Annotated in this window: 25 protein-coding genes; all 25 read left to right on the top strand. The window is 43.4% G+C overall.

What is annotated here, in order from left to right:
* The first annotated feature begins 180 nt into the window (after positions 1-180).
* Complete coding sequence (locus BR63_RS06630; protein WP_034425161.1) at positions 181-846, top strand: Crp/Fnr family transcriptional regulator; 666 nt, start codon at positions 181-183, stop codon at positions 844-846.
* A gap of 252 nt (positions 847-1098) precedes the next feature.
* Entirely contained in the window at positions 1099-1893 is a 795-nt protein-coding gene (locus BR63_RS06625; protein WP_034425160.1) for an ATP-binding protein, read from the top strand.
* A 235-nt stretch (positions 1894-2128) separates the two neighbouring features.
* Positions 2129-5923, top strand: a complete 3795-nt coding sequence (locus BR63_RS06620; protein WP_034425159.1) for a proton-conducting transporter transmembrane domain-containing protein — start codon at positions 2129-2131, stop codon at positions 5921-5923.
* Positions 5924-5925: 2 nt separating this feature from the next.
* The gene (locus BR63_RS06615; RefSeq protein ID WP_034425158.1) at positions 5926-6891 is read left to right on the top strand and encodes a respiratory chain complex I subunit 1 family protein; all 966 of its coding nucleotides are present in this window, start codon (positions 5926-5928) and stop codon (positions 6889-6891) included.
* Positions 6892-6906: 15 nt separating this feature from the next.
* Positions 6907-7338, top strand: coding sequence for an NADH-quinone oxidoreductase subunit B family protein (locus tag BR63_RS06610; RefSeq protein ID WP_034425157.1), 432 nt, complete (start codon positions 6907-6909; stop codon positions 7336-7338).
* Positions 7339-7351: 13 nt separating this feature from the next.
* Complete coding sequence (locus BR63_RS06605) at positions 7352-7849, top strand: 4Fe-4S dicluster domain-containing protein (RefSeq protein ID WP_034425156.1); 498 nt, start codon at positions 7352-7354, stop codon at positions 7847-7849.
* 18 nt (positions 7850-7867) lie between these two features.
* A complete protein-coding gene (locus BR63_RS06600) occupies positions 7868-8410 on the top strand; it encodes an NADH-quinone oxidoreductase subunit C (RefSeq protein ID WP_034425154.1) in 543 nt (180 codons plus the stop codon).
* The gene (locus BR63_RS06595; protein ID WP_034425152.1) at positions 8407-9489 is read left to right on the top strand and encodes a hydrogenase large subunit; all 1083 of its coding nucleotides are present in this window, start codon (positions 8407-8409) and stop codon (positions 9487-9489) included. Before BR63_RS06600 ends, BR63_RS06595 begins: the two co-directional genes overlap by 4 nt.
* Positions 9490-9520: 31 nt before the next feature.
* The gene (hypA, locus tag BR63_RS06590; protein ID WP_243270075.1) at positions 9521-9934 is read left to right on the top strand and encodes a hydrogenase maturation nickel metallochaperone HypA; all 414 of its coding nucleotides are present in this window, start codon (positions 9521-9523) and stop codon (positions 9932-9934) included.
* Complete coding sequence (locus BR63_RS06585) at positions 9921-10484, top strand: 4Fe-4S dicluster domain-containing protein (protein WP_034425148.1); 564 nt, start codon at positions 9921-9923, stop codon at positions 10482-10484. Before hypA ends, BR63_RS06585 begins: the two co-directional genes overlap by 14 nt.
* A 23-nt stretch (positions 10485-10507) precedes the next feature.
* Complete coding sequence (gene cooS / locus BR63_RS06580) at positions 10508-12418, top strand: anaerobic carbon-monoxide dehydrogenase catalytic subunit (protein ID WP_034425146.1); 1911 nt, start codon at positions 10508-10510, stop codon at positions 12416-12418.
* A 372-nt stretch (positions 12419-12790) separates the two neighbouring features.
* Positions 12791-13243, top strand: coding sequence for a hypothetical protein (locus BR63_RS06575; RefSeq protein ID WP_153802176.1), 453 nt, complete (start codon positions 12791-12793; stop codon positions 13241-13243).
* 199 nt (positions 13244-13442) lie between these two features.
* Positions 13443-14891 (top strand): transposase, encoded by a 1449-nt coding sequence (locus BR63_RS06570; protein ID WP_243270074.1) that lies wholly within the window; start codon positions 13443-13445, stop codon positions 14889-14891.
* Positions 14892-15020: 129 nt separating this feature from the next.
* A complete protein-coding gene (locus BR63_RS19480; RefSeq protein ID WP_161781894.1) occupies positions 15021-15116 on the top strand; it encodes a hydrogenase maturation nickel metallochaperone HypA in 96 nt (31 codons plus the stop codon).
* A 12-nt stretch (positions 15117-15128) separates the two neighbouring features.
* Positions 15129-15794: a hydrogenase nickel incorporation protein HypB gene (gene hypB, locus BR63_RS06565; RefSeq protein WP_081908233.1), complete on the top strand. Its 666-nt coding sequence runs from the start codon at positions 15129-15131 to the stop codon at positions 15792-15794.
* On the top strand, positions 15740-18076 hold the full coding sequence (gene hypF / locus BR63_RS06560) for a carbamoyltransferase HypF (RefSeq protein ID WP_153802134.1): 2337 nt from the start codon (positions 15740-15742) through the stop codon (positions 18074-18076). Before hypB ends, hypF begins: the two co-directional genes overlap by 55 nt.
* Complete coding sequence (locus BR63_RS06555; RefSeq protein ID WP_034423812.1) at positions 18054-18278, top strand: HypC/HybG/HupF family hydrogenase formation chaperone; 225 nt, start codon at positions 18054-18056, stop codon at positions 18276-18278. Before hypF ends, BR63_RS06555 begins: the two co-directional genes overlap by 23 nt.
* Positions 18259-19365: a hydrogenase formation protein HypD gene (gene hypD / locus BR63_RS06550; RefSeq protein ID WP_034423813.1), complete on the top strand. Its 1107-nt coding sequence runs from the start codon at positions 18259-18261 to the stop codon at positions 19363-19365. The genes BR63_RS06555 and hypD overlap by 20 nt, the downstream gene beginning before the upstream one ends.
* Before the next feature lies 1 nt (position 19366).
* Positions 19367-20377 carry a hydrogenase expression/formation protein HypE gene (hypE, locus tag BR63_RS06545; RefSeq protein WP_034423815.1) on the top strand — a complete coding sequence of 337 codons (1011 nt, stop codon included), beginning with the start codon at positions 19367-19369 and terminating at the stop codon, positions 20375-20377.
* 715 nt (positions 20378-21092) lie between these two features.
* The gene (locus tag BR63_RS06540) at positions 21093-21971 is read left to right on the top strand and encodes a YicC/YloC family endoribonuclease (protein WP_153802135.1); all 879 of its coding nucleotides are present in this window, start codon (positions 21093-21095) and stop codon (positions 21969-21971) included.
* An 18-nt stretch (positions 21972-21989) separates the two neighbouring features.
* Positions 21990-22262: an extracellular matrix/biofilm regulator RemA gene (remA, locus tag BR63_RS06535; RefSeq protein ID WP_034423817.1), complete on the top strand. Its 273-nt coding sequence runs from the start codon at positions 21990-21992 to the stop codon at positions 22260-22262.
* An 11-nt stretch (positions 22263-22273) separates the two neighbouring features.
* Positions 22274-22882, top strand: a complete 609-nt coding sequence (gmk, locus tag BR63_RS06530; protein ID WP_034423819.1) for a guanylate kinase — start codon at positions 22274-22276, stop codon at positions 22880-22882.
* Between the two features lie 3 nt (positions 22883-22885).
* Positions 22886-23101 (top strand): DNA-directed RNA polymerase subunit omega, encoded by a 216-nt coding sequence (gene rpoZ / locus BR63_RS06525; RefSeq protein WP_034423821.1) that lies wholly within the window; start codon positions 22886-22888, stop codon positions 23099-23101.
* A gap of 12 nt (positions 23102-23113) precedes the next feature.
* Positions 23114-24319 (top strand): bifunctional phosphopantothenoylcysteine decarboxylase/phosphopantothenate--cysteine ligase CoaBC, encoded by a 1206-nt coding sequence (gene coaBC, locus BR63_RS06520; protein ID WP_034423823.1) that lies wholly within the window; start codon positions 23114-23116, stop codon positions 24317-24319.
* 6 nt (positions 24320-24325) lie between these two features.
* Positions 24326-25516, top strand: a complete 1191-nt coding sequence (gene metK / locus BR63_RS06515) for a methionine adenosyltransferase (protein ID WP_034423824.1) — start codon at positions 24326-24328, stop codon at positions 25514-25516.
* Positions 25517-25631: the final 115 nt, after the last annotated feature.

The raw sequence follows: 25631 nt of genomic DNA, 5'->3' as shown, positions 1-25631 counted from the left end.
AAGTAGGGGGCATCACGTTGTTTGTTGCTTTGTTTTTTGGTAGATTGGCAGGATTATTGCCGGAGGGAGTTAACAACTAACTATTTCCAAAGATGGACTTGATCCTTTGTTGAAAACAAGATAAGGGTGTAGATTTGCAATTATTGGGCATATCCATTTATTACGAGAGGGGGAAAAATTATGCCAACCAGAATGAGGTTAACAGACATCGACTTGTTGGAAACTCTGAGTTCCCCGGAGTATGACAAGTTCTTGGAAAAGTTTCAGGAACACCGGTTTTCTAGAAAGGCAATACTCTTTTCACCGAACGATGAGAAAAACCTGGTGTTTTTAGTAAAGTCCGGGAAGGTTAGGGTTTATCTTGCTTATGAGGATAAGGAATTTACCCTGTCCATTTTGGAGGCTGGTGATATATACAGTACACATACCAGGGCCTTTACCCAGGCAATGGAAGATACAACTATATTGGTTACCGATGTCCGTAATTTCCAAAAGATTATTGCCGAGTTACCTGCTTTTGGTTTGATTATGGTTAAAGTGTTGGGGGATTTACTAAAAAACTCAATTACCATAATTAATGGTTTGGTTTTTAAAGACGCTCGCTTAAGACTGGCGGAATTTTTAGTTCAAGCTGCAAAGGACACAGGTATAACGGTACAACAAGGAATCAAGTTAGAGCTTGGTTTAACTACTGAAGAAATTGCCCTGATGTTGGGGGCTACCCGTCAAACGGTTTCAATTCTTTTAAATGACCTGAGAAAATCGGGGATTTTAGAAAGAGTGAATCAGCGAACACTATTGATTAAAGACTTAAAAAAATTACAGGAGATTTCCGCAGGTTTCTAGTTAGGGAGAGAAGGTACTATTTCGCTTATGTGTAGCGATACAATAAAAAGGAATGGCTGAATTTTTTCTGAGAACTGTCGGCAAACCGACAGTTTTTTTAAAAACTCTTCGCTATAGTAAAAATGGCACAAATTATAGCTAGTGACAAACAACCGGCTGAAACAGGGTTAACGGTTATTGAAGAATACCCAGTCAAGGCCGCATAAGAGTTGTTTTATAAGGACATAATTTAAATGTCAGGAGTTGATGCGGGTGTCAGAAAAAGGACTTAAAATTGCTGTTTCCGGTAAGGGAGGGGTGGGAAAAACAACTCTGTCCGTCCTCCTCTGTCATATTTTTGCCCGAGAAGGAAAGCGAGTATTAGCTGTTGATGCGGACCCTGATGCCAATTTAGGCACAGCTTTGGGGTTCCCACCGGAGATTTTGGAAAAGTTGACTACAATTTCCGAGAATAAAGAGCTAATCAAAGAGCGTACCGGAGCTGAACCGGGAACATCGGGTCAGTTTTTTACCTTAAATCCCCGTGTTGAAGATATCCCTGAAAAATATATGGTAGAGCATGCTGGAATACGGTTGATGCAAATGGGTAAAGTAGCTAAAGGGGGCTCAGGGTGTGTTTGTCCGGAAAGTGTCTTGCTTAAACATCTTCTTCGTCATTTGGTATTAAAGGCTGAGGATACTGTAGTTGTTGATATGGAAGCCGGTTTGGAGCATTTAGGACGGGGTACAGCTGAAGGAGTAGATGCTTTTATAGTCGTAGTCGAACCGGGGAAACGGAGTTTCCAAACAGCGGGATCGATAGTAGGTTTGGCCAAAGATTTGGGAGTTGCCAGGGTTTTTGCAGTGGCCAACAAGGTACGCCTGGGAGATGAGGAAATAATTCGGCAAGAACTAAACTTTTTGCCGATTTTAGGCTTCATCCCTTATGACCCGGCATTAATTTCTGCTGATTTGTCAGGGGTAAGTGTATTTGAGCAAGCTCCAGAAATCGTGGCAATAGGTTATAAAATTAAAAATCGCTTAATGGAAGAGTTGGGAAAGGCGTAACTGAGTGTTGCTCCTTTTGTAGGATATTTCTCTAAAGCCTTAGACATAATAAAATTAAATGGCCCTAAAGTAACTGTTGAAATGGTCGGCAAGCGCAGACCATTCAAGCAACTTTATGGCTATTTTTTTGTCTTTATGTCATCTTAGCGACAGAAATTAAGGATAGACAATGATACACTGAACGTGAAAAGAAACACAAACATAAAGTGTTGGTTTTGGGAAGGAGGCAGGAAATGTGAATTTTGCTTTGCTTGGTGTAATGGTTATTTTGGTTGGTGAAGTGGTTGCACTGAAGCAGATGAAAAACTTAATCCGATTACTGACTATTTCCAGTATTGCTGAAATCGGTTATGTTTTGCTGGGACTTGGTATGGGTACTCATGAAGGTAACTCAGGAGCTCTGTTGCATTTAGAATATCAAATAGTAATGCGAGCATTGGTCTTTGTTGCTGCGGCAGCATTTATTGCGCGAGGGCGCTCTTATAGTATTGAAAAGCTCAAAGGAATAGGTAAGACCATGCCGGTTACAGCAACCTTGTTCGGTTTTGGGTTGTTCTCGGTAATGGGTTTATCACCATTTAAGGGTTCTATTAGTAAATTTTTAATTATTTATGCAGCTATTGAAAGCGGTCATTGGTTTTATGCTGCTATGGCCACGTTAGGCAGTATCATTGAGGCAGTGTATTTCCTTCTGGTAATTCAAAGACTGTGTTTCGAGGAACCTGTCCAAGAAGGGCACGGTGCAGAAAAAGTTAGAGAAGTTTCTCCTGCTTTGATGGCAGTTTTACTGGTTCTGAGTGGTCTCACTGCTTTTATGGGCTTGTTTCCGGAGCCTTTCATTCACAGTGCTGAGCATGCTGCTGCCACATTATTAGGGAATGCTGGTCTGGAACAATTGCCTGTATTTGAATCACCTTGGTCCACCTTGGTTCTCGTTCCTTATGCGGGTGGGTTCGTAGTTTATCTTATTGGGCGATTTTCGCCGGACTTACGTAATTTGTTGGCGGTTATCATTACCGGTATAACAGTATACTTGGCTTGGCAAGGTGGCGATTTTGACAGTTTATCAAAACTTTTTGCTCTGATTATGGTCTTTATCGGTTTCTTAGTCACTCTTTACTCTGTGGGTTATTTTAAGGATAAGCCGTATACAAATCGTTACTTTTTCTTCTTGCTCTTAATGTTAGGCACTTTGTTGGGTTTGACAACCAGCAAGGAGCTGGGGAATTTTTACGTCTTCTGGGAATTAATGACCTGGACCTCTTACTTTTTGGTTATTCATGAGCAAACTAACAAAGCCCTGCGAGCCGGTTTCAAATATTTTATCATGTGTACTTCCGGAGCTTATATTATGCATTTTGCAATTTTAACATTGCATGTAAAGCTTGGAACCTTTGATATGGCGGCAATTTCTGCAAACTTACAGGTATTATCTCCAAGCCTTATGTTAGCAGTTTTGGGAATGTTTATAATCGGTTTTGGTGTCAAAACAGGCTTGGTGCCGATGCATAGTTGGTTGCCTGATGCTCATCCTGTAGCACCTTCGTCCATTTCGGCGCCAATGTCGGGGATTTTGACCAAAACCGGTATTTACGGACTGGTACGTATTCTCTTTGTTGTTTTTGGTGCAGGTTTACTGACCAAGTTGGGTACTGCCGGTCAGTTTTCTACCATTGGATTTATTATCTCCATGCTTGGGGCACTGACGCTTTTGGTCGGTGAAATCATGGCCCTTAGACAGACTGATATTAAAAAGATGTTGGCTTATTCAACTATGGCCCAGGTAGGAGAGATTGTAATTACTCTGGGAATAGGAACTTATTTGGGTCTTATTGGTTCCCTTTATCATGTTTTGAATCATGCAATCATGAAAAACCTCTTGTTCCTGGCTGTGGGTGCTTTAATCTATCGCTTGAAGAGTCAGGAAATTACAAAGTTCAAAGGTATCGGCCGAGTAATGCCTGTAACATCTCTGTGTTTTAGTATTGGCATATTAGCTATCATGGGCTTGCCGCCTTTCAACGGGTTCATCAGTAAATTCTTAATGCTTTACGCCAGTGTACAATCCGGTCATCTGGCAGTGGCAGGTTTAATACTTGTAGGCAGTATTATTGGTAGTTTTTATTACTTGAAACTGGTTAGGATTATTTTCTTTGAAAAGTATGAGGGACCCGCTCTTAAGGAAGCTCCGATTACTATGTTGATTCCAATTGGTATTCTAACGGGTTTAACTGTTTTTAATGGTTTGTATCCACAAGCAGGCATGGTTCTGGTTAAGCCGGTGGCTGATTTAATTGCAGCCAAAGGACAAATGGCTGTAACTGCCATTCCTAACGTTTCCATCGTTTGGCCCATGGTTGCGGTAATTCCAATGGTAGGCGCTCTGGTTGCTTACCTTTTGGGAAGACGTTCGGCCCAGGTCAGCGGCTGGTTAGCAGTTGTGACAATGGTGGTAACATTGATAACAGTATTTACTGCCTCTTCTGATCTTGATGTTTTTTCCCGGAGTTTTGTTTTACTTATCGCTTTTATTGGAGTTTTAAATTTATTCTACTCACTGGGTTATATGGATCACGGACACGCTCAAAATCGCTTTTACGCGTTCTTCCTTTTAATGATTGGCGGCCTTCTGGGTGTGGCGGTGAGCAAAGACCTTTTCAGCTTCTTTGCTTTCTGGGAAATCATGAGCAGCTGGACCCTGTACTTTGTGATTATTCATGAGGAAACCAGGGAGGCATTACAGGAAGGTTTTAAATACTTTATTTTTAATTATGTTGGAGCCAGTCTGATGTTTTTAGGGCTAATTATCTTAACAGCTAATACCGGTACTTTTGAGATGGGTGCGCTGGCTGGACGGTTAAGTACTTTGCCGACAAACCTTGTGGCTTTTGGCTTGATCTTGATGTTGATCGGCTTTGCCATGAAGGCAGCTATGCTACCTTTTCGCATCGACTATCAGATGCATCCGCCAACTGCACCAACACCGGTCAGTGGTTACATTTCTTCTGTGCTTTTAAAAAGTGCACCTTTTGGGATGGTTAAATTGTTTTATGTTTTTGGAGGAGTTGCTCTTATAGGCAAGTTTGGTCTGGCAGGAGAGATGCCGATCTTCATGTATATACTTGCCTGGGTAAGCGGCTTAACTATATTAATGGCTGCGGCGCTGGCTCTCTTACAAAATGGTCTAAAACGCCTGCTTATATATTCTACTGTGAGTCAAATAGGTTATATCATTTTAGGAATAAGCCTAGGCTCTTCTTTGGGAGTGGCCGGGGGATTATTACATTTTGTTAACCATATGCTGTTTAAGAACCTGCTGTTCTTAGTAGCCGGTGCCATTATGGTGGAAACCGGTATCGAGAATTTGAATCGGCTAGGAGGAATTGGCAGAAAAATGCCTGTCACTCTCGGGGTCTTTACGATTGGCGCATTGGCAGTTGCTGGTGTTCCGCCCCTTAATGGATTTACCTCTAAATGGATAATCTATCAAGCTGCCATGGAGAAAGGATATGTGTTTTTAGCTTTAGTTTCTTTGTTAGCAAGTGTTTTGACCTTAGCTTATATAGTAAAGTTTTTACATTCTGCCTTTTTCGGGCAACTACCGCAGGAGTTAGAGAATGTAACTGAAGCTCCTTGGACAATGCAAGTTCCTATGGTGATTTTAGCTGTTTTGTGTGTGGTGTTTGGTGTGTTCCCGGGGATACCACTAACTACTATTGCTGCTATAGAGAGTTGGTTGGGCCTTACACCGGTTTCAGTTTCACTTTTCGGGATTGATTCCGGCCTGGGAACTTGGAATGCCGGAGTTATCGCTGTACTATTGGCAATAGCCTTTATTGCAGGTGTTAGTGTCTACTTTATTGGCAATGGGAAAATCAGATATACAAAAATCTATACTTGTGGGGTAACTGATTTAACAGCTGAAGAGGTGCATGTTAATTCCCATAATCTTTATGAATCGCCAAAAGGCTTGGTTAAACAGTGCATTAAAGTTTTATACCGGATTACCGGCTTAGGTAAGGGGGTATAACTATGACGGATATTGTTAAATTAATTTTTGATTTATTAATTTTTCCTGGTGGCTTGTTTGCCGTAGTTTTTGGATTGTTTCTTATGGGAATTGATCGTAAAATTGCTGCTCGACTACAGAGGAGGGTTGGTCCCCCTGTCTACCAGCCCTTTATTGACCTGGTCAAACTTACCAGGAAGGAGATAGTTGTACCGGAGACCGCGCACCTGCAGGCCTTTAGGTTAGCGCCATTGTTGGGGTTTGTAGGGATGATGGCAGCTGTGACTTTGATACCTATCGCTGGCGTATACCAAGGTTTTGAGCATTTGGGAGATTTATTGGTTTTGCTTTATTTGCTGTCATTACCTGCCATTGCTTTGATGATCGGTGGTTCTGCCTCCAGTTCACCCTTTGGGGCTATAGGCTTTTCCAGGGAAATGGTCATGATGATGTCCTATGAGTTGCCGTTACTGATAGTGCTCGTAACCGTTGCTATGAAGGTTGGACTGGCAACAGGTGGTATAGCTACCTTTTCTTTAAGTGAAATTGTGCAGTTTCAATTGGAAAACGGGGCATTACTTTTTGATTACACCATGTTACCGGCTCTGCTGGCTTTTCTGGTATTCATTCCGGGTAATATGGGGGTGGTTCCCTTTGATATCCCCGAGGCGGAAACTGAAATTGTCGAGGGTCCTATTCTGGAATATTCCGGTACCGGTTTAGCTTTATTTAAACTAATGACCTCCCTAAAAATGGTTGTGGTATTGGGTTTAGCCATAGCACTCTTTTTCCCGACACCACTGGGTGAAAATTTCTTGATTAACCTATTGTGGTTTTTCCTGAAATGTTTAGTTTTAATGGTAATTTCTATTACAGTTGTTCGCACCAGTACAGGACGGATACGGATGGATCAGGCTTTCAAATTCTATCTTAAGTATCCGACAGTACTGGCTTTGATCAGCTTGGTTTTAACGTTGTTACAAGGATAACAGGGAGGAGTCTGGATGAAAAAGTTACTGCAAAAAATTGCCAAGAAATCACCGTGGTTGTACCGCATAAATGCGGGATCCTGTAATGGGTGTGATGTGGAATTGGCAACTACGGCATGCATCCCTCGTTATGATGTTGAACGCTTAGGCTGTAAATATTGTGGAAGTCCAAAGCATGCCGACATCGTTTTGATTACCGGTCCTCTTACTGCTCGGGTTAAGGAAAAGGTTTTGCGTCTTTACGATGAAATTCCTGATCCTAAAGTAACGGTAGCCATAGGAGTGTGTCCAATATCGGGAGGGGTGTTTAGAGACAGTTATGCTATTACCGGGCCTATTGACAAATTTATTCCGGTAGATGTAAATGTACCGGGCTGTCCTCCCAGACCACAGGCGATTATTGACGGGATAGTTGAAGCCATCAAAATTTGGGAAACCAGGCTGTAAGGGAGGGGGATCCATGTCTTCATTTTTAAAAATAGCCATTCGTAATTTGCTCAAAGGTCCGTCTACCGATCCTTATCCCTTCGGTGAAACTTTTGTTCCCAAGGGACTGAGAGGTAAAATCAAATATAATGCCAAGGCTTGTGTTGCCTGTAGAATGTGTGAGCACGTTTGTGCTGGTGGAGCAATCCAAATCAGGGAAGTGGCCGACAAAAGTGGCCTGGAGTTTATACTTTGGCATAATACGTGTGCCTTTTGCGGTCTCTGTGAACATTACTGCCCAACTAAAGCAATTCGCTTAACTGAGGATTATCATACAGCTCACAAGCAAGAGGACAAGTACAGATATGTGGAAAAAGGGTTCATTAAATATGTAAATTGTGCCCAGTGTGGTACACCTATGGTGCCCATAGCTTCTGAATTACTGAACGTAGCTTATGATCAAGTTAACAAGGACATTGAAAAATTAAGGCATTTATGCCCAAAATGCCGCCAAGAACGAGCCCTTCGATGAAGGAGAGGAGGAAACAGGATGGAGCGGAATATTCAGAAGGATTTTAAAGAGAAACTAACTCAGGCAGTGGGCGAAGGATTCTCCTTGCGTTGGGAAACAGATTCGAAAGGAGTTGTTACTGGCTGGTGTAGGCTTAATGACCACAGCCAAATTACTAACGTTGCGTTAATTGTGTCGAACTTGGGCGGCCGGGTAATCACTATTACAGCTTATAAAACTAAAGATGCCCAACAGAGAGATATTCATGAAATAGCTTACCATTTTGATCTGGATGGCTGTACTTGCACAGTTACCATAGAAATACCCCGTGATAGTGGTAAAGTTAATTCCATTACTCCGATTTTTAAAGGTGCTGATTGGACGGAACGCGAATTGCAAGAATTATATGATATTAAAGTGGTCGGTCATCCTAATCCAAAGAGATTGTTCCTTGATGAAACTATTGATGAAGGAATAATGAATAAATTAATTCCTTTATCATTAGCTATGAACGGAGCAACTAGTAAAACGTTATGGGAGAAGGTATTTGCAGCCACTTCTAAGGAGGTAGATAATAAATGAGCACTTATACCATCCCAGTAGGACCACTACATGTAGCGTTAGAAGAACCAATGTATTTCAGGGTGCAGGTTGAAGGAGAGACTGTTGTTGGTTTGGATATAACGGCAGGGTTTGTACACCGGGGGATGGAATCCTTGGCATTGCAACGCAACATTTACCAAAATATAACTTTAACTGAGCGTCTTTGTTCTTTGTGTTCAAATAACCATCCATTTACCTATTGTATGGCTATTGAGAAGATTGCCGGAATCAAAGTTCCGGAAAGAGGTGAATATCTAAGGGTTATTGCTGATGAAATAAAAAGGATAGCATCCAACTTGTTCAATGCTGGTATATTGGCTCATATCATTGGTTTTGATTCCTTATTTATGCATGTGATGGAGATACGGGAGATAGTCCAGGATACAAAAGAGACTATTTATGGTAATCGGATGGACTTGGCCGCTAATACCATTGGCGGCGTAAAATATAACCTATCTAATGAAAAAATTAAATATATGATGAAGCAGATGGACAGCTTGAAAAAGCCATTGGAAGAAATTGTTGATATCTATATGAACAATAAGCTTGTTCGGGCTCGAACTGAAGGTGTAGGGATCTTGCCTAAAGAAGAAGCCATCCGGTATGGTGTGGTTGGTCCTGTTGCCAGGGGGTCTGGAGTAAATAATGATGTGCGGGTAAAGAGTCCTTATGCGGCTTATGACAAGATAAAAGTTAATGTTAATGTAGAAACTGGTTGTGATGTTAGAGCGAGAGCCATAGTTAGGTTAAGGGATATTCAGGAAGCTATCAATATTATTCAACAATGTCTAAAAAAATTGCCTGACGGTCCAACTTGTATAGACTATTTGCCGGAAATACCTGCTGGGGAGGCTGTAGCCAAGTCAGAGGCTCCGCGGGGAGAATTGATTTATTATCTACGCACAAACGGTTCTGATATACCGGAACGCCTTAAGTGGCGAGTACCAACTTATATGAACTGGGAAGCGCTCAATGTTATGATGCCGGGAAATAAGGTGTCTGATATTCCACTTATTATAAGTAGTATTGATCCCTGTATCTCCTGCACTGAAAGATAATATAAAATCTAAAGACATGGCAGTAGTCCTCATGATTTATGTCGTAGTGAAAGGATGCGGTGTCATGCATGAGATGGCGATAGTGGATAGTCTATTTAAGATTATCAATGCTAAGGTAAAAGAGCATCAAATCCAAAAGGTATTGAAGGTAAAAATAAAAGTTGGCGAGATGACAGCAGTGGAACCTATGACTTTAACTGCTTGTTTTGAGGCCTATGCGCAAAATACTGTTGCCGAGGGCGCAGAGCTGGTTATTGAGCGGATTCCTCTGCAGGGAAAGTGTCAGGAATGTACCAATGTGTTCCGGGTTTGCAATTACAATTTTCAATGTCCACAATGTGAGAGCAGATCTGTAGACATCGTTGCCGGAAAGGAATTATACATTGAGAATTTGGAAGTAGAAGAAAAGGATAGAAAGGAGGTGAACCCCAATGGTGAGAGTTAAAGAGAATTTCTTTATTTACGCCGATCCCCGGAAATGTTTGGGTTGCAAGAATTGCGAGCTGGCCTGTGCTATTGCTCATGCAGATTGTGATTTACAAACTGCCGTAACTAAAGGCTTACAATTACAACCAAGAAACTTAGTAGTTCAAGTTGATGACATGGTTATGCCTATTCAATGTAGACAATGTGAAGATGCACCTTGTGCTCTCGCCTGTCCTACAGGAGCAATATACCAAGAGGATGGGTTTGTTAAAATTAATGAGGGTAATTGTATTGGCTGTAAAGTTTGTACTATGGTTTGCCCCTTTGGAGCTATTAGTATAACAAAAGACATAAATGATAACAGTAATTACAGAACCAAAAAGGCTAAAGCCCGTAAATGTGACCTTTGTTTCAGTAGAATACAAGACAACAATGAAGTCTCCTGTGCCTGCGTTGAAGCTTGTCCCACCAAAGCGATAATGCTGGTGGATTACGAAAGCTACCGTAAGAAACTTATTGAAGAAAGAGGAAAAGAACTTGTAAGGGCTCACACAAAAACTAAGGTTTAGGTTAAAAAAAGCGGGGGGATATTATGAGTAAGATGAATAAAACCATTGATCCTGCTGTTAATTACTTGCTACCCTTAGCAAAAAAGGCGGGACTTGAAACTGCTTGGGACCGTTATGAAGCAATGCAGCCCCAATGTGGTTTCGGAGAGCTGGGAATCTGTTGTCGCATTTGTTGGAAGGGACCTTGTCGTATCGATCCTTTTGGCAATGGACCACAGAGAGGGGTTTGTGGAGCGGATGCTCATACCATCGTGGCCCGAAATTTAAGCAGAATGATTGTAGCGGGAGCTGCTGCGCACTCTGAACATGGTCGTCACGTAGCTCTGACTTTATTGGAAGTTGGTGAAGGGCATGCACCTGCATACCAAATCAAAGATGAGCAAAAACTAAGAGATATAGCAGAAAAATTAAACTTGTCACCGGCAGGTAAAGATATAAAGCAAGTGGCAAAAGAAGTAGCTTTAGCTTCCCTGGAGGATTTTTCACGTCAGAAGCATAGCATACCTTGTAACTGGGCCAAAGAGACCATGTCTGCTGAACGGGTGGATAAATTGGCGAAACTGGGGGTTATGCCCCATAATATTGATGCTGTTATCACCGAGATTATGGGTCGCACTCATGTGGGTTGTGATGCTGATGCAGTCAATGTTTTGCTTGGCGGATTAAAGGGAGCACTGGCCGATTATACTGGTATGTATTTGTCAACCGAGCTGTCTGATGTATTATTTGGCACACCTGAACCGGTAGTTACTGCAGCCAACCTCGGCGTACTGAAGAAAGATGCTGTCAACATTGCGGTTCACGGTCATAACCCTTTGCTTAGTGAAATTATTTGTGATGTAGCGTTGAAAATGAATGAAGAAGCTAAGAAAGCCGGAGCTAAAGAAGGTATTAATATAGTGGGTATTTGTTGTACAGGTAACGAAGTAATGATGCGCCGTGGAATTCCTCTGGCTACTAACTACCTGTCCCAGGAACTAGCCATAATTACAGGCGCTGTAGATGCCATGGTCGTCGACGTGCAGTGTATTATGCCTGCTATTACCAGCTTAGCTGAGTGTTTCCATACACAAGTAATTACCACTATGCGCGAGAACAAGATTACTGGCGCTACTCACATAGAGTTCCATGAAGATTCAGCCTTCGACAGTGCTAAAAAGATTGTTGAGGTGGCAATTGATGCTTTTAAAAGACGGGATAACCGTAAAGTTAACATTCCTGACTACAAGCAAACAGCCATTGCAGGCTTCAGTGCCGAGGCAATCATGGCGGCCTTAAGCAAGGTAAATGCTAAAGACCCGTTAAAGCCCTTAATTGATAATATTGTTAACGGCAACATTCAAGGTATTGCATTGTTTGCCGGTTGTAACAATCCTCAGGTAACTCAAGACAATAACTTTATAACTATTGCTAAAGAATTGGCCAAAAATAATGTCTTAATGTTAGCTACAGGTTGTGGAGCCGGTGCTTTTGCCAAGAATGGTCTAATGACTCAAGAGGCAACAGAGGCTTATGCCGGTGATTCCTTAAAGGCCGTATTAACTGCCATAGGTAAGGCAGCCGGGTTTAATGGACCGCTACCTTTAGTATTGCACATGGGTTCTTGTGTTGATAATACTAGGGCAGTTAAAGTAGCTGTAGCCGTTGCAGACAATTTAGGAGTAGATTTGGATAAGCTACCAGTTGTAGCTTCCGCACCTGAGGCTATGGCGGAGAAGGCAGTGGCAATTGGAACCTGGGCAGTTGCGTTGGGATTACCTACCCATATAGGAATTGTACCACAAATTATGGGTTCTTCTGTAGTTGCTGAATTTTTAACAGAAAAAGCAAAAGATCTGCTTGGTGGTTACTTTATCGTAGAAACCGATCCGGAAAAGGCTGCCGACCAATTGTTTACTGCGATTAAGGAAAGACGTAAAGGTTTAGGTATTTAAGTTTTTGCCAATGAGGACCCGATGATTATGAGGCAGATTTTCTACTGGATCCTTTACCGGGAGAACCTTCATGTAGAGAGACACCTCTAAATAATAGGTAAAATTTCTCTTAAAGTTGGAGATTTGGTAAAATACAGACCGTTTGGATATCCAATAACACATTTTGCTAAGATAATCGATGAAAAGTACGGTGTGTATGTTGTAATATTGTAGGTCCGTGTCATAGGATTAGGAACGACAAATCTGAATATAAAGATGTAGGGATGGCAATACCTGTAGCTATTGAAGGGAATATTGGTGTAGGTAACTGTAGGGGCAGACATGTATGTCTGCCCGGTGAACTATAAAATTAAAATGGGAGGTAAAATTATTATGTGTATAAAAGAGAACAGCGAAATAACCAGTCTTTTTGTTAATGCTACATGGTATGGCATGAATAAAGCCATGGAGAATATGACAGATGAAGAAATTAAAAAGTTTAACAAGGCAGCAGGACAGGGGGTTATAGACTTTTTAAATAAAAAGGGTCTAATCAAAGAAGGGATGACTCTTGATGATGTGAAGCATGCGGTAGTTGATGTCTTGAAAATTACCCGGGAGGTAAAAATTGAAGACAAAGGGGATAAGCTTGTCGTTGAATTGAGGGGTTCTGTAGTAACAGATTTTTTAAAGGAAGCATACGAGAAAAACATAACAACAATCTTTTGTCCATGGATAGGAGTTCAGGCGATACTTTATCCCGAGATTACTAAAACCAAGATGGAATGTGTAGATACGAAAGCAACGGAAGAGGGTAACTTGCTACTGACATTTAAGAAGTATTAGTTAAATAAATAGTTGTGTATATTACTTTACAGGAGTTATGCAGTTGGTGGAAATAAATAGAAAATGATAACTCCAAAAATATTTTTTTTAAAAAAAAGATCCTAATTTTCGACAAAAAAGGCTTGACTTTTTCGGAAAGCCCCCATAATCGCTTTGGATGGTATTTTCTACCATCACTCTAGCGATATGGGTGATGCTGATGAAGAAACTGTGTAAACCAACTTTCGAAAAAAAGGATCACGGTCAAGGTGCCGGAATCCCGGTACTCAAGACAATTTGGGATTTGTTTGACCTGTCTCTGCTGTTTTCCCAGTCCGGAATACGCAAACACTCCGGAATTCCAGCGTGGCTCCTGGCTTTTGCCTACATCTGCGGCCTTGTTAATCATTCAAGTTCTGCAAATCAAAATGCTAAGGAAGCTCCATTTTTACAACAACTGCTTTCCGGGCAAATCATCTCTCAAAGTGCCTTCAGCCGGTTTCTCTCCAAGCCCTTTCAGTGGCTCCGGTTCTCTTTGGGCAGATTTGCCAGGTTACAAGAAAATACGGATAGCAGGCTGACCGACGGCGATATCATTGCCTTAGACGATACCAAAATTGAGCATCCTCACGGTAAAAAAATCCCCTTTCTCTGTTGGCTCTTTGACAGTTCGGATAAGCGCCATGTATGGTGTATTAATCTTGTGTCGACCCTGGCTATCTTAAAGAATGGTCTTGAATATCCCATGTTATGGCGCTTTTGGGTTAAAACCGGTCAGGAGAATGAAAAACAAAGCAAGCTTGATCTTGCTAAACAGATGCTCGCAGAGGCTCGTCAGCTGAACAAGGCCAGACTATGGGTAGCCATGGATCGCTGGTTTTTGTGTAAAAAGTTCCTGAACTGGCTGATGGGTCAAAATTTTGACTGGGTTACCAAAGCCAAACGTAACACAGCGCTATTCAGGAAAATCTACGACCCGGTACTAGGAAAGGAACGCTACATTAAACTTAATCCGAAGCAACTGCTGCGAGAAGTTTATTCCCAGCTTCGGGTCCTTGGCAAAGAATCGGTTCTCAGTATTCCGGACATTTACATCAAAATGCCCTATGAGACCTTAACACGCAAGGGAAAACCCATTACTAGACAACGTTTTTTACCCATAGCTGCCATTGCAGCCACTTATGAGAAGCAGGCTGTCGAGGGCAGCATAGTTCTTCCGGAGGAAGAATGCCCAGCAACCTTCAAGGATGCGTATCTCCTGATAAGCAATCGCGTAGATACGCCGGAAGAAGCTGCAACTGCCTATGTTAAACGATGGAGAATAGAAGTTTTTTACCGCACCGCTAAACAGAATCTTGGTTTAACATCTTGCTATGCTCAGTCTGAAACAGCTCATTTCGCACATGTGGAGCTCTTGTTTACAGCGAAGACCCTTCTTTGTTATGCCTCTTGGGAGTGCAATAAAGAAGGCGCCGAACAAGCCCCCTCCCTCTGCGAAGTGATAAGGTACTTCTTCAACGCCGGTTGTCGGATCCGCTGTTGCGAGCAGTTGATCCAAGTCTATTTTGACACGGCAACCCAGCGTTTTTCAAGGCTTATTGATAAATTCTGGCCACATTCTTTGGAACTTAGGTTATGGGATTGGGAAAATTATCCTGAAACTGCATAACTACTGTTACTTTAGAATCAGCATAATTCCCTACGATGCAAACCTTGCTTAAGCTCTAGGTATATCTGAGGCACGCTAGACTAGCAGTGGAAGTGTTAATCCATAGACAAATATGGAGCGGAATACGAGGTGAGAAAAACCCTTTCATGTCCTCTGTGCGGCGGCGGGGTAGAACGGATAGTATCAGGTGAGGAACTGTATGTGGATTCCATAGAAGGAGAGTAGGAGGATTTGGCAGTGGAAATTAAGGTGCTGAGAAACATTATGAAGAGAAACGAAGACCTGGCGGCAGTAAACCGGGAACTTTTTGACCGGTATGGAATTCTTGCTGTTAACCTGATGAGTTCTCCCGGTGCTGGAAAAACAACGATTTTGGAACGGGCCATTTTAAAATTAAAGGACGAACTTAAAATCGGTGTTATAGAAGGGGATTTGATGACCACCAGGGATGCGGAAAGGATTCACCGCCACGGGGTGCCGGTGGTGCAGATAAATACTGAAGGCGGCTGCCACCTGGATGCAAATATGGTTAACCGGGCCATGCAGGAATTGGAAATAGAAAATTTAGATTTAATTATCATTGAGAACGTAGGTAATCTGGTATGTCCGAGCGCATTTGACCTGGGTGAGGATTTGAGGGTAGTGGTTATTAGTGTTCCCGAAGGCGATGATAAACCTTTAAAATATCCCCTTATGTTTCGAGAAGCTAAGGCTTGTATTTTCAATAAAATTGACTTATTACCTTATAGCAATTTTAATGTGGATAACTTTACCGAGGATGTACTGAGTTTGAATCCCAACATTGAAATATTCCAAATGTCTGCATCTTCCGGGGAGGGAATTGATGAGTGGTGCCTGTGGCTAAAGGGAGAGTGGGAAAGGAAGCGACAGCGAAGGAGATAAAGGTTTATGGAATTGTACAAGGGGTGGGATTTCGCCCTTATGTATATAACCTTTCCCAAAAATATCAATTAAAAGGGTGGGTTCTCAATAACAGCCAGGGAGTAACTATTCACTGGGAAGGGCAGGAGGAAAAGATTTCACAGGCCCTAATGGAACTGTTATCTTCCTTACCACCGCTGGCTAAAATAACGGGATATGACTCCTCGCCAGCTGCTTTTCAGGGGTATTCTGGTTTCTTTATTCAAAAAAGTTGTATTCAGGATGATAAACGGGTCTTAATTTCCCCGGATGTGGGAATATGTTCTGACTGTTTAGCTGAATTGCAGGAGCCTTCTGACAGAAGGTTTTCTTACCCCTTTATAAACTGTACCAACTGCGGTCCCAGGTTTACGATTATTAGAGATATACCCTATGACCGGCATCTTACCACCATGAAGGGATTTACCATGTGCCCGCAATGCCGGCAGGAATATGACGATCCCTCAAACAGGCGTTTTCATGCCCAGCCCAATGCCTGCCCGGCATGTGGGCCAAAAATTGAAGTTAGAGATAGCCGGGGTAAATCCTGTAATAAAGATTTTCGGGAACTGTTTAAGGAGGGTGCAATTGTTGCCATAAAAGGATTAGGAGGGTTCCACCTGGCCTGTAATGCTCTTGATGGAAATGCGGTATCCCAATTAAGGAAACGTAAATTCAGGGATGCCAAACCTTTTGCTTTAATGGCTTATAACCTTGAGACTGTGAGAAAATACTGCCATTTATCAGCTGAGGAAGAAGAGTGTCTGGTAAGTCTTGCCAGGCCAATTATAATTTTAAAACAAAGGGAAGAGACCAAGGGAGAACTTCCTCCAGAAATTAATCCCCATCTGGATACCCTGGGAGTAATGTTACCCTATACACCCCTTCACTGGTTGTTATTTTCTCCCGAAATTCCTTTGCTGGTAATGACAAGTGCCAATTTATCCGGTGATCCGCTGATTACTAAAAACGAGGAAGCAGCAGAAAAACTAAAAGGTATTGCCGATTATTTCATTTTTCATAATCGGGAAATAGAAAATCCCTGTGATGATTCTGTAGGAATGGTGGTAAGAAATACCTGGCAACCTGTAAGAAGGGCCCGGGGTTATGTCCCGTTACCCGTGCAATTACAGAGGAGGGAGTTAACACCGCTTCTTGCCTGTGGCGGGAATCTAAAAAATACCTTTGCCCTGGCCAAAGGAGACCGGGTTTTCCTTAGTCAGCATTTAGGTGATTTGGACAATTATTTAAATTTTGACATATACAAAAAAACTATTTCCAAAATGATTTCTCTACTAGGGATAAAACCCGAATTACTTGTTCACGATCTCCACCCCGATTACCAAACCACTCGCTACGCTCGGGAACTGGCGTCCCAATGGGGATTGCCGGCAATAGGAGTACAGCACCATCATTCTCATATGGTCAGTTGTATGGCAGAAAACGGGCTGGCTGAGAAGGTAATGGCAGTGGTCTGTGACGGTACTGGATATGGAACCGATGGTACAATTTGGGGGTTTGAATTTCTCTGCGGTGATTACAGTTCTTTTAAACGTATGGGCCACCTGGCAAAGGTTCCGCTGCTGGGCGGAGAGGCTTCAATAAAAAGGCCTCTGCGAATGGCATACAGCTTTCTCCTTTCCACACTGGGAGAAACCGGCAGGGTATACGCTTCTAAATGGCTGAGCGGCTTAAGTCTCTGCGAAGTTGAGGTTCTGGAAGTGCAGCTTAAAAAGGGTATCAATTCGGTAGCAACCTCAAGCTGTGGCAGGTTATTTGATGCAGCTGCGGCTTTAATGGGAATTTGCCGGGAAGCGAAGTATGAGGGACAGGGCCCAATGGTAATGGAAGCCCGGGCCCGGATGGCCGGACACGAGGAAGGTTTTTATACTATACTGCTGAAAGATAATGAAGATTTAACCTTTGAATTGGACACAGCGCCATTGTGGGAGGAACTCATTTCCGATTTGTCATCGGGATTAGATACTGTACGTATGGCATATAAATTTCATATGGGGGTTGCCCGGGCAATTAGGGACGGGGTGCTGCATATGTCCCGCAGTACCGCGTTAAATAAGGTGGTAATATCTGGAGGCGTATTCCAAAACAGGTTATTAACCGAACTGATAATGGAATTACTGGCTGAAGAGGGGATAGCGGTATACCGCCATAAGGAAGTTCCTCCCAATGACGGGGGTATATCGCTGGGACAGGCTGTGGCCGGAAACGAGGTGACGAAGAATGTGCCTGGCAGTACCGCTTAAGGTTATAAAAGTAACGGGAACCATGGCAATTGCTGAACTGGAAGGGATTTCAAAGGAAATTTCAATTGCTTTAACTCCGGAAGTGAATGTAGGTGACTGGGTACTGGTACATGCGGGCTATGCCATCCACCGGATAGATTATGAGGAGGCCCGGAAAACCATAAGATTTCTGGAGGAGTTACATGAAGCAAACAGCAAATAAAAGGCAACTGGCCAAACTAATACAACAGGTTGAAAGATTAGCTCCTGCGGATAAGCCGCTAAATATTATGGAAGTTTGCGGCGCCCATACCATGGCCATCGGTAAAAGCGGCCTCAGGCAGCTATTGCCTGACAATATCAGATTGCTTTCCGGTCCCGGTTGCCCGGTTTGTGTCATTCATGACTGTGAGATTGAGGTTTATTTAGAGCTGGCTCGGCATAGGAATGTCATTATCGCTACCTTCGGCGACCTGCTGCGGGTTCCCGGTAAAAAGGGTAGTAGTTTAGCAGATGCCAGGGGGCAGGGGGCAAAGGTAAGTGTAGTCTATTCAACGCTGGATGCATTGAAACTGGCAAAAAAGAATCCCGGTAAAGAAGTGGTATTTTTGGGGGCCGGATTTGAAACTACCGCTCCGACAGTGGCAATGTCTGTAATTCAGGCCCAAGAAGAAGGAATTGAAAACTTTTCCGTTTATTCTCTGCACAAATTAGTTCCTCCGGCGCTGGAGGCACTGCTGTTGGACAAAGAGGTAAAGATTGATGGTTTTATTTTACCGGGACATGTTAGCACCATCATTGGGGTTGAACCCTATTACTTCCTCGCTCGAGAGTATCATAAGGCAGGTGTGATTACAGGATTTGAAACACATGACATTTTACAGGGTCTCGTAATGCTTCTTGAACAAATAAGGGAAGATAACCCCTACGTTGAGATCCAGTACAGGAGGGGAGTTTTACCCCAGGGGATCCCCCTTGCCAGGCAGGTAACGGCCAGGGTCTTTGAACCGGCGGATGCCTGGTGGAGAGGTCTTGGTTTGATTCCTAAAAGTGGTCTAAGGATAAGGGAAAGCTTTAGAAACTATGATGCTAATAAAAAATTCAATATCCCGGAACCATATCCTAATGAAAAGGAAGAATCCAACAAGAATTGTGCTTGTGGGGACATTCTGAAGGGAATTAAACTGCCTCAGGAATGCAGGCTGTTTGGTAGAGCATGCACACCCCTTAATCCTGTAGGGCCCTGTATGGTATCTTCTGAAGGAGCTTGCGCTGCATATTACCGTTTTACTGAATTTGGAGGAGGATAGAATGAAGAGAGATAAGATTCTACTTGCCCACGGCAGTGGGGGGGAATTGTCCCGGGAGCTTATTGAAGAAATTATCTATCCCATTTTTGACAATAACGGCGGACAGGAGCTTTTGGATTCGGCGTTTCTAGCGCTTGAAGGCGGCAGAATTGCAATGACAACAGACAGTTATGTTATCTCTCCCTTGTTTTTTCCTGGCGGAGATATCGGGAAGCTGGCTGCCTGCGGTACCATTAATGACCTGGCGGTTTGCGGGGCGATACCGAAATTTTTAAGCGTTGGCTTGATTATAGAGGAAGGATTTCCGGTAGAAGACTTAAAAAAAATCCTCCGTTCCCTTTCGGATACTGCAGCAAATGCCGGTGTTCTTGTCGTCACGGGAGACACCAAGGTAGTGGAACGTGGTAGTGCCGATAAAATATTCATAAATACAACTGGTATTGGAATAGTTCCTGAAGGGGTTTCCCTGGGGCCAACGGAAATCTCGGTGGGAGACTTGATAATAATAAGTGGAACGGTTGGCGACCACGGGATGGCCGTTTTATGCCAGCGGGAAGGTTTATCACTCGGCGGGCAGATTGCTAGCGATTGTGCGCCATTAAGTGATTTGGCGGAACTTTTGGTTTCCACGGGAGGAGTATCCTGTATGCGGGACCCTACTCGCGGGGGAGTTGCTTCAGTCCTCTACGAACTTGCGAGGCAATCTAAAATGACCATGGAAATTTTAAATGAAGCAGTTCCTATACACCATGCAGTGGCTGCAGGGTGCAGCATGCTGGGTTTGGATCCCATATACCTGGCAAACGAAGGCAAGTTATTAATTTTTGCCAGGCCGGAAAAGGAAAGTGAAATAATGAATGTGTTGAGGAACCACCCGCTGGGCAGAGCCGGACGCGTAATTGGCAGAGTTACTTCCAGGGATGATTCCGGTAAAGTTTTAGTGGAAACTGAATTAGGGGCTAAAAGGATATTACCGGTGCTTGAGGGAGAACACTTGCCGCGGATTTGTTAAAGAGGTCATCATATTACATCTGTAGCGGGATAATGAATGATGATTCCCTAAAAACCGGAAGTTGAGGTTAGTAGTGCATATTTAACCCATAAAGGGCATTATTTTTAAGCTGTTCAATTGGTAATTCTATTTGTTGGAACTAAAGCACCGCCATATTAAGTAGCGTGATCTATATTAAACGTATACCCGCCCTTTATTCCAGTCCCTGGTTTGGCGCCGGACGCCAGCAGTTGATGAATGAGCGCCTGTCCTATTACGGGTAAAAAGGAAAGGGGACATACCTGTTTATTTAGTTACTAGTTATTAGTTACTAGTTATTAGTTACTGTTACTAGTGATTTTTGTCGGACTTCGGAAGTCGGAAAACGGAAAGCGGTAAAAGGGACAGGAATGTCCCCATCGGTATTGGACACACCTGCTGAAGTATGGGTCATTCTCTGGAGAGGAGACAGGAATGTCCCTAGATTAATGATAATTTATGCTAGATAGCTGCAGTTATGCAGCTATTTTTTCTGCTTATCTCGCTTTTCTTTGAGATAAGGAAGGAATATACTTTAAAAAGTAGAATAGAAACTTTTATACCAATATGAAAGTAAAACTTTGGGTCGGCACAAGTGCAACTAAGGCTTCTGCCTTCACTATGTTCGGCACAAGCCAAGTTTGCTTTGTACCAAAATGGTTAATAATAGTAAGGATATAAAGCGAGGGTGAACTGATTGATTAAGAGTATGACAGGTTTCGGCCGCGGTGAACATGGGGGAAAATTAAAGCATGTGGTTGTAGAAATTAAATCAGTGAATCACCGGTATAATGAAGTGCTGGTAAAAATGCCGCGGCAGTATAATTTGTTAGAGGACGCCGTTCGAAGGTACATTTTGAGCCGGGTTTCCCGGGGACGTATTGAAGTATTTATGAAAGTAGATGAGGCCGTTACCAAACCCCGGGATGTTCAGGTTGACAAAGAATTAGCCTTAGCGTATTATAAAGCATTGAAGGAATTGGCAGGAATTACTGAAACCTTCCTGGATGTGGGTGTTATTCAACTGGCCCAGCTTCCTAACGTCTTAAAAGTTGAAGAGGAAGAAGAGGATTTGGAAATTATCTGGCAGGATATGTTGCCTGCTTTGAGTCAGGCTGCCGATGCTTTAATGAGCATGCGGGAAAAGGAAGGGGAAAAACTTCACCTTGACCTGCTCGAGCGCTTAAAGGATATCAAGGCCCTCCATGGAAAATTGTGCGAAAAAAGTCCCAAGGTTGTGATCCTGTACCGGGAAAAACTGCAGAGCCGGTTAAAGGAACTACTGGATGACGTTAAGATAGATGAGAACCGTCTAACCATGGAAGTAGCCCTTTTTGCCGATAGAAGCAGTATTAACGAAGAACTGGTAAGAATGGAAAGTCATCTTTCCCAATTTGCCGGCATTTTACAGGAAAACAACCCCGTTGGTCGAAAGCTGGATTTCCTGCTCCAGGAATTAAACAGGGAAATCAATACCATCGGCTCTAAGGCCAATGACCTGGAGATAACCCAGTATGTGGTGGAAGTTAAAAGTGAACTGGAGAAGATGCGTGAACAGGTACAAAATATTGAGTAAGAGCGGGAGGGTATCATCATGGATATTAAGTTGATTAATATTGGGTTTGGTAATATTGTTTCGGCTAACCGGATAGTTGCTATCGTTAGCCCAGAATCAGCTCCCATCAAAAGAATAATTCAAGAAGCAAGAGACAGGGGTATGCTCATCGATGCCACATACGGGCGCCGGACCAGAGCTGTTGTAATCACTGACAGTGACCACGTGGTACTCTCGGCTGTGCAGCCGGAAACGGTAGCTCACCGGCTAAATGCTAAAGATACAACTCATGGTGAGGAAGCTTCATTATAAGGGGAAAAATTATGCATGACCCTGAAAAAGGTTTATTGATTGTCATCTCTGGTCCCTCAGGAGTGGGCAAAGGTACCATTTGTCGCGAGCTTTTTAACAAATATGATGATATTATTTATTCTGTTTCTACCACCACCCGCAAACCCCGGCCAGGTGAGGTAGAAGGCAAACATTATTTTTTTACCACAGAAGAGGAATTTCAGAAACTTATTGCCCAGGATGCTTTTTTAGAATGGGCCCAAGTCTATGGTAACTATTACGGCACACCCCGCCAGTATGTGGAGGAAATTCTTCAGGCGGGCAAAGACTGTATTTTGGAGATTGATATCCAGGGGGCTCTTCAGGTTAAGCAAAAGATGCCTGAGGGAATCTTTATCTTTGTGGTGCCGCCCTCCCTGCAAGAACTCATTAGGCGCATAACTTGCCGTGGTACAGAGGATCCTTCAGAAATAGAAAAACGTATGAGTCAAGTCTCTGAGGAAATGTCCCACCTGCAGGACTACGATTATATTGTGGTAAATGATGAAGTACCCAGCGCAGTAGAACAAGTCCGCGCTATTATCGTAGCGGAAAGATGCCGCTCATCAAGAATGTGTAAACTAATTAATATGGAGGTGTAGACGATGCGCCAACCCTCGCTGGATATATTAATGGGAAAAATGGAATCCAAGTATGCTCTTGTGGTGGCTGCCGCCAAAAGGGCCAGGTTATTAACAGACGGTGCTGAAACACTAATCAATGTTACACCTAATGAAGCAAACAAGCCGGTCTCTATTGCTCTGGAGGAAATTGCTGCCGGTAAAATAAATGTGGAATCTCCCAAAGGTGGTATCAAGTAGGGAGGTTTTGTTGTGTTTCAAGATAAAGTGATTATTGTGGGTATTACGGGAGGGATCGCAGCTTATAAAGCGGCGGATTTGGTAAGCCGTCTCTGTAAAAAAGGGGCCCAGGTCTACTGTATTATGACCAGGTCGGCCCGGGAATTTATCACGCCCCTCACTTTACAAACCCTTTCCCGTAATCCAGTGTATACTGATATGTTTGCAGAACCCCGTCAGTGGAATGTGGAGCACATTTCCCTCGCTGACAGGGCAGATTTGTTTATGATTGTTCCCGCTTCCGCCAATACGATCGGGAAAATCAGCCACGGCATAGCCGATGACTTTTTGAGTACAACTGTCATGGCCACCAGGGCTCCCGTGTTAATTGCCCCGGCCATGAATGTGAATATGTATTTAAATCCTATTACCCAGGAAAATATTAAAAAATTAAAGGAATTAAACTATCATTTTGTCGAGCCGGGGTTTGGTGATTTAGCCTGCGGCTATCAGGGACAGGGACGCTTGGCTGAACTGGAGGACATCCTGGCTAAGGCCGAGGAACTCCTGGTCCGGGACAAACCTTTAAAAGGGAAGAAAGTACTAATCACGGCGGGGCCTACCCGGGAAACCCTGGATCCCGTACGTTATATTACTAACCGGAGTTCGGGCAAGATGGGCTATTCCCTGGCCAAACAGGCTTATCTTTTGGGAGCTGAAGTAACATTAATCAGCGGTCCTACTACTCTCCGGCCTTTTCCGGGGGTAAAACGGATTAATATTGAATCGGCCCGGGAGATGCATGATATTGTGCTAAAAACTTATGAAAATCAGGATATCGTCATCAAGGCGGCGGCCGTAGCCGATTACCGGCCGAAAAATTCAGCAGAACACAAAATTAAAAAGCAGCCAGGCGAAATGGTGCTGGAACTGGAACGGAATCCTGATATCCTGGCTGAGTTGGGTCAAAATAAGGGAAGTCGTATTTTAATCGGATTTGCCGCGGAAACTAATAATGTTTTAGCCTATGCGGCAGAGAAAGCCAAACGGAAAAACCTGGACTTTATAGTGGCCAACGACCTGACTCAACCTGGCGCAGGGTTTGGTGTGGACACCAATATTATTTCCCTGGTCTTCCCTGATGGGCAAATAAAGAGTTTCCCGCAAATGGATAAAGAAGAGGCAGCCCGTGAGATTCTTCTGGTAGCTGCAAAACATTTAAACAAAACCAAGGAGTGAGTAAGTTTGGTGAAAAAATTATTTACCTCTGAATCTGTTACGGAAGGCCATCCCGATAAAATTGCCGACCAGATATCAGATGCTGTGCTTGATGCCATCATTGCCGAAGACCCTATGGCCAGGGTCGCCTGTGAAACTTCTGTTACTACCGGTCTTGTCCTGGTCATGGGCGAAATAACCACCAAGTGTTATGTGGATATTCCCAAGCTGGTACGCCAGACCATCAAGGATATCGGGTATACCAGAGCTAAATATGGGTTTGATGGCGATACTTGTGCTGTCCTAACCTCTATTGATGAACAATCTCCGGACATTGCCATGGGAGTGGATAAAGCTCTGGAAGCTAAAACAGGGGAAATGAGCGATGCCCAGATCGAAGCCATCGGTGCCGGCGACCAGGGTATGATGTTTGGTTATGCTACCAACGAAACACCGGAATACATGCCCCTGACCATTTCCCTGGCCCATAAATTAACTCGCCGCCTGGCCGAGGTCAGAAAGAAAGCAATTATACCTTACCTGCGTCCTGATGGAAAGTCCCAGGTTACCGTAGAATACGCGGACGGGAAACCCGTTAGAGTTGATACCATCGTCATCTCTACCCAGCACAGCCCTAATGTGGAAACTGAGGAAATAAGGGACGATATCATGGAGGAAGTCATTCTCCCCATAGTACCAGGTGAACTCATTGACCGGAAGACCCGCTACTTTATTAACCCCACAGGAAGATTTGTGATTGGCGGGCCCCAGGGCGATGCAGGCTTAACCGGGAGAAAAATTATTGTGGATACATACGGCGGTATGGCCCGTCACGGCGGTGGAGCTTTTTCCGGGAAAGACCCCACCAAGGTGGACCGTTCTGCTGCTTATGCCGCGCGGCACGTAGCTAAAAATATTGTCGCCGCCGGTCTTGCCGATAAATGTGAAATTCAGTTGGCTTACGCCATCGGTGTGGCCCATCCTGTCAGCATTATGGTGGATACCCAGGGGACAGGCAAGGTAGATGAAGAAAAAATTGTGGCTGCCATCAAAGAAATATTTGATCTTCGTCCTGCCGGAATCATTAAGGAATTAGACCTGCGCAGGCCCATTTATAAGCAGACTGCCGCTTACGGGCACTTTGGCCGCCTTGATCTGGACCTCCCCTGGGAACGCTTAGACAAAGTGGAAGCCTTGAAGAATTACTTTAATCTTTAAAAAAAAAAAGCATGGCCAATAGCCATGCTTTTTTAGTCGAACCCATGACGATATCCACAATCAGGTTTATCTAATAACTAATAACTAGTAACTAGTAACTAATAACTAGCAACTA

Origin of the sequence: Thermanaerosceptrum fracticalcis (assembly GCF_000746025.2) — a bacterium.
GTDB lineage: Bacteria > Bacillota > Peptococcia > DRI-13 > DRI-13 > Thermanaerosceptrum > Thermanaerosceptrum fracticalcis.
The sequence above is the reverse complement of the archived record's forward strand: the minus strand, read 5'-3'. Positions and strand labels throughout refer to the sequence as shown.

What these genes read in the sequence shown, in the direction of transcription:
- BR63_RS06630 (WP_034425161.1), top strand. Translation starts at nt 181, where the DNA reads ATGCCAACCAGAATGAGGTTAACAGACATCGACTTGTTGGAAACTCTG.
- BR63_RS06615 (WP_034425158.1), top strand. Translation starts at nt 5,926, where the DNA reads ATGACGGATATTGTTAAATTAATTTTTGATTTATTAATTTTTCCTGGT.
- BR63_RS06610 (WP_034425157.1), top strand. Translation starts at nt 6,907, where the DNA reads ATGAAAAAGTTACTGCAAAAAATTGCCAAGAAATCACCGTGGTTGTAC.
- BR63_RS06605 (WP_034425156.1), top strand. Translation starts at nt 7,352, where the DNA reads ATGTCTTCATTTTTAAAAATAGCCATTCGTAATTTGCTCAAAGGTCCG.
- BR63_RS06600 (WP_034425154.1), top strand. Translation starts at nt 7,868, where the DNA reads ATGGAGCGGAATATTCAGAAGGATTTTAAAGAGAAACTAACTCAGGCA.
- BR63_RS06595 (WP_034425152.1), top strand. Translation starts at nt 8,407, where the DNA reads ATGAGCACTTATACCATCCCAGTAGGACCACTACATGTAGCGTTAGAA.
- hypA (WP_243270075.1), top strand. Translation starts at nt 9,521, where the DNA reads ATGATTTATGTCGTAGTGAAAGGATGCGGTGTCATGCATGAGATGGCG.
- BR63_RS06585 (WP_034425148.1), top strand. Translation starts at nt 9,921, where the DNA reads ATGGTGAGAGTTAAAGAGAATTTCTTTATTTACGCCGATCCCCGGAAA.
- cooS (WP_034425146.1), top strand. Translation starts at nt 10,508, where the DNA reads ATGAGTAAGATGAATAAAACCATTGATCCTGCTGTTAATTACTTGCTA.
- BR63_RS06575 (WP_153802176.1), top strand. Translation starts at nt 12,791, where the DNA reads ATGTGTATAAAAGAGAACAGCGAAATAACCAGTCTTTTTGTTAATGCT.
- BR63_RS06570 (WP_243270074.1), top strand. Translation starts at nt 13,443, where the DNA reads ATGAAGAAACTGTGTAAACCAACTTTCGAAAAAAAGGATCACGGTCAA.
- BR63_RS06555 (WP_034423812.1), top strand. Translation starts at nt 18,054, where the DNA reads ATGTGCCTGGCAGTACCGCTTAAGGTTATAAAAGTAACGGGAACCATG.
- hypD (WP_034423813.1), top strand. Translation starts at nt 18,259, where the DNA reads ATGAAGCAAACAGCAAATAAAAGGCAACTGGCCAAACTAATACAACAG.
- hypE (WP_034423815.1), top strand. Translation starts at nt 19,367, where the DNA reads ATGAAGAGAGATAAGATTCTACTTGCCCACGGCAGTGGGGGGGAATTG.
- remA (WP_034423817.1), top strand. Translation starts at nt 21,990, where the DNA reads ATGGATATTAAGTTGATTAATATTGGGTTTGGTAATATTGTTTCGGCT.
- gmk (WP_034423819.1), top strand. Translation starts at nt 22,274, where the DNA reads ATGCATGACCCTGAAAAAGGTTTATTGATTGTCATCTCTGGTCCCTCA.
- rpoZ (WP_034423821.1), top strand. Translation starts at nt 22,886, where the DNA reads ATGCGCCAACCCTCGCTGGATATATTAATGGGAAAAATGGAATCCAAG.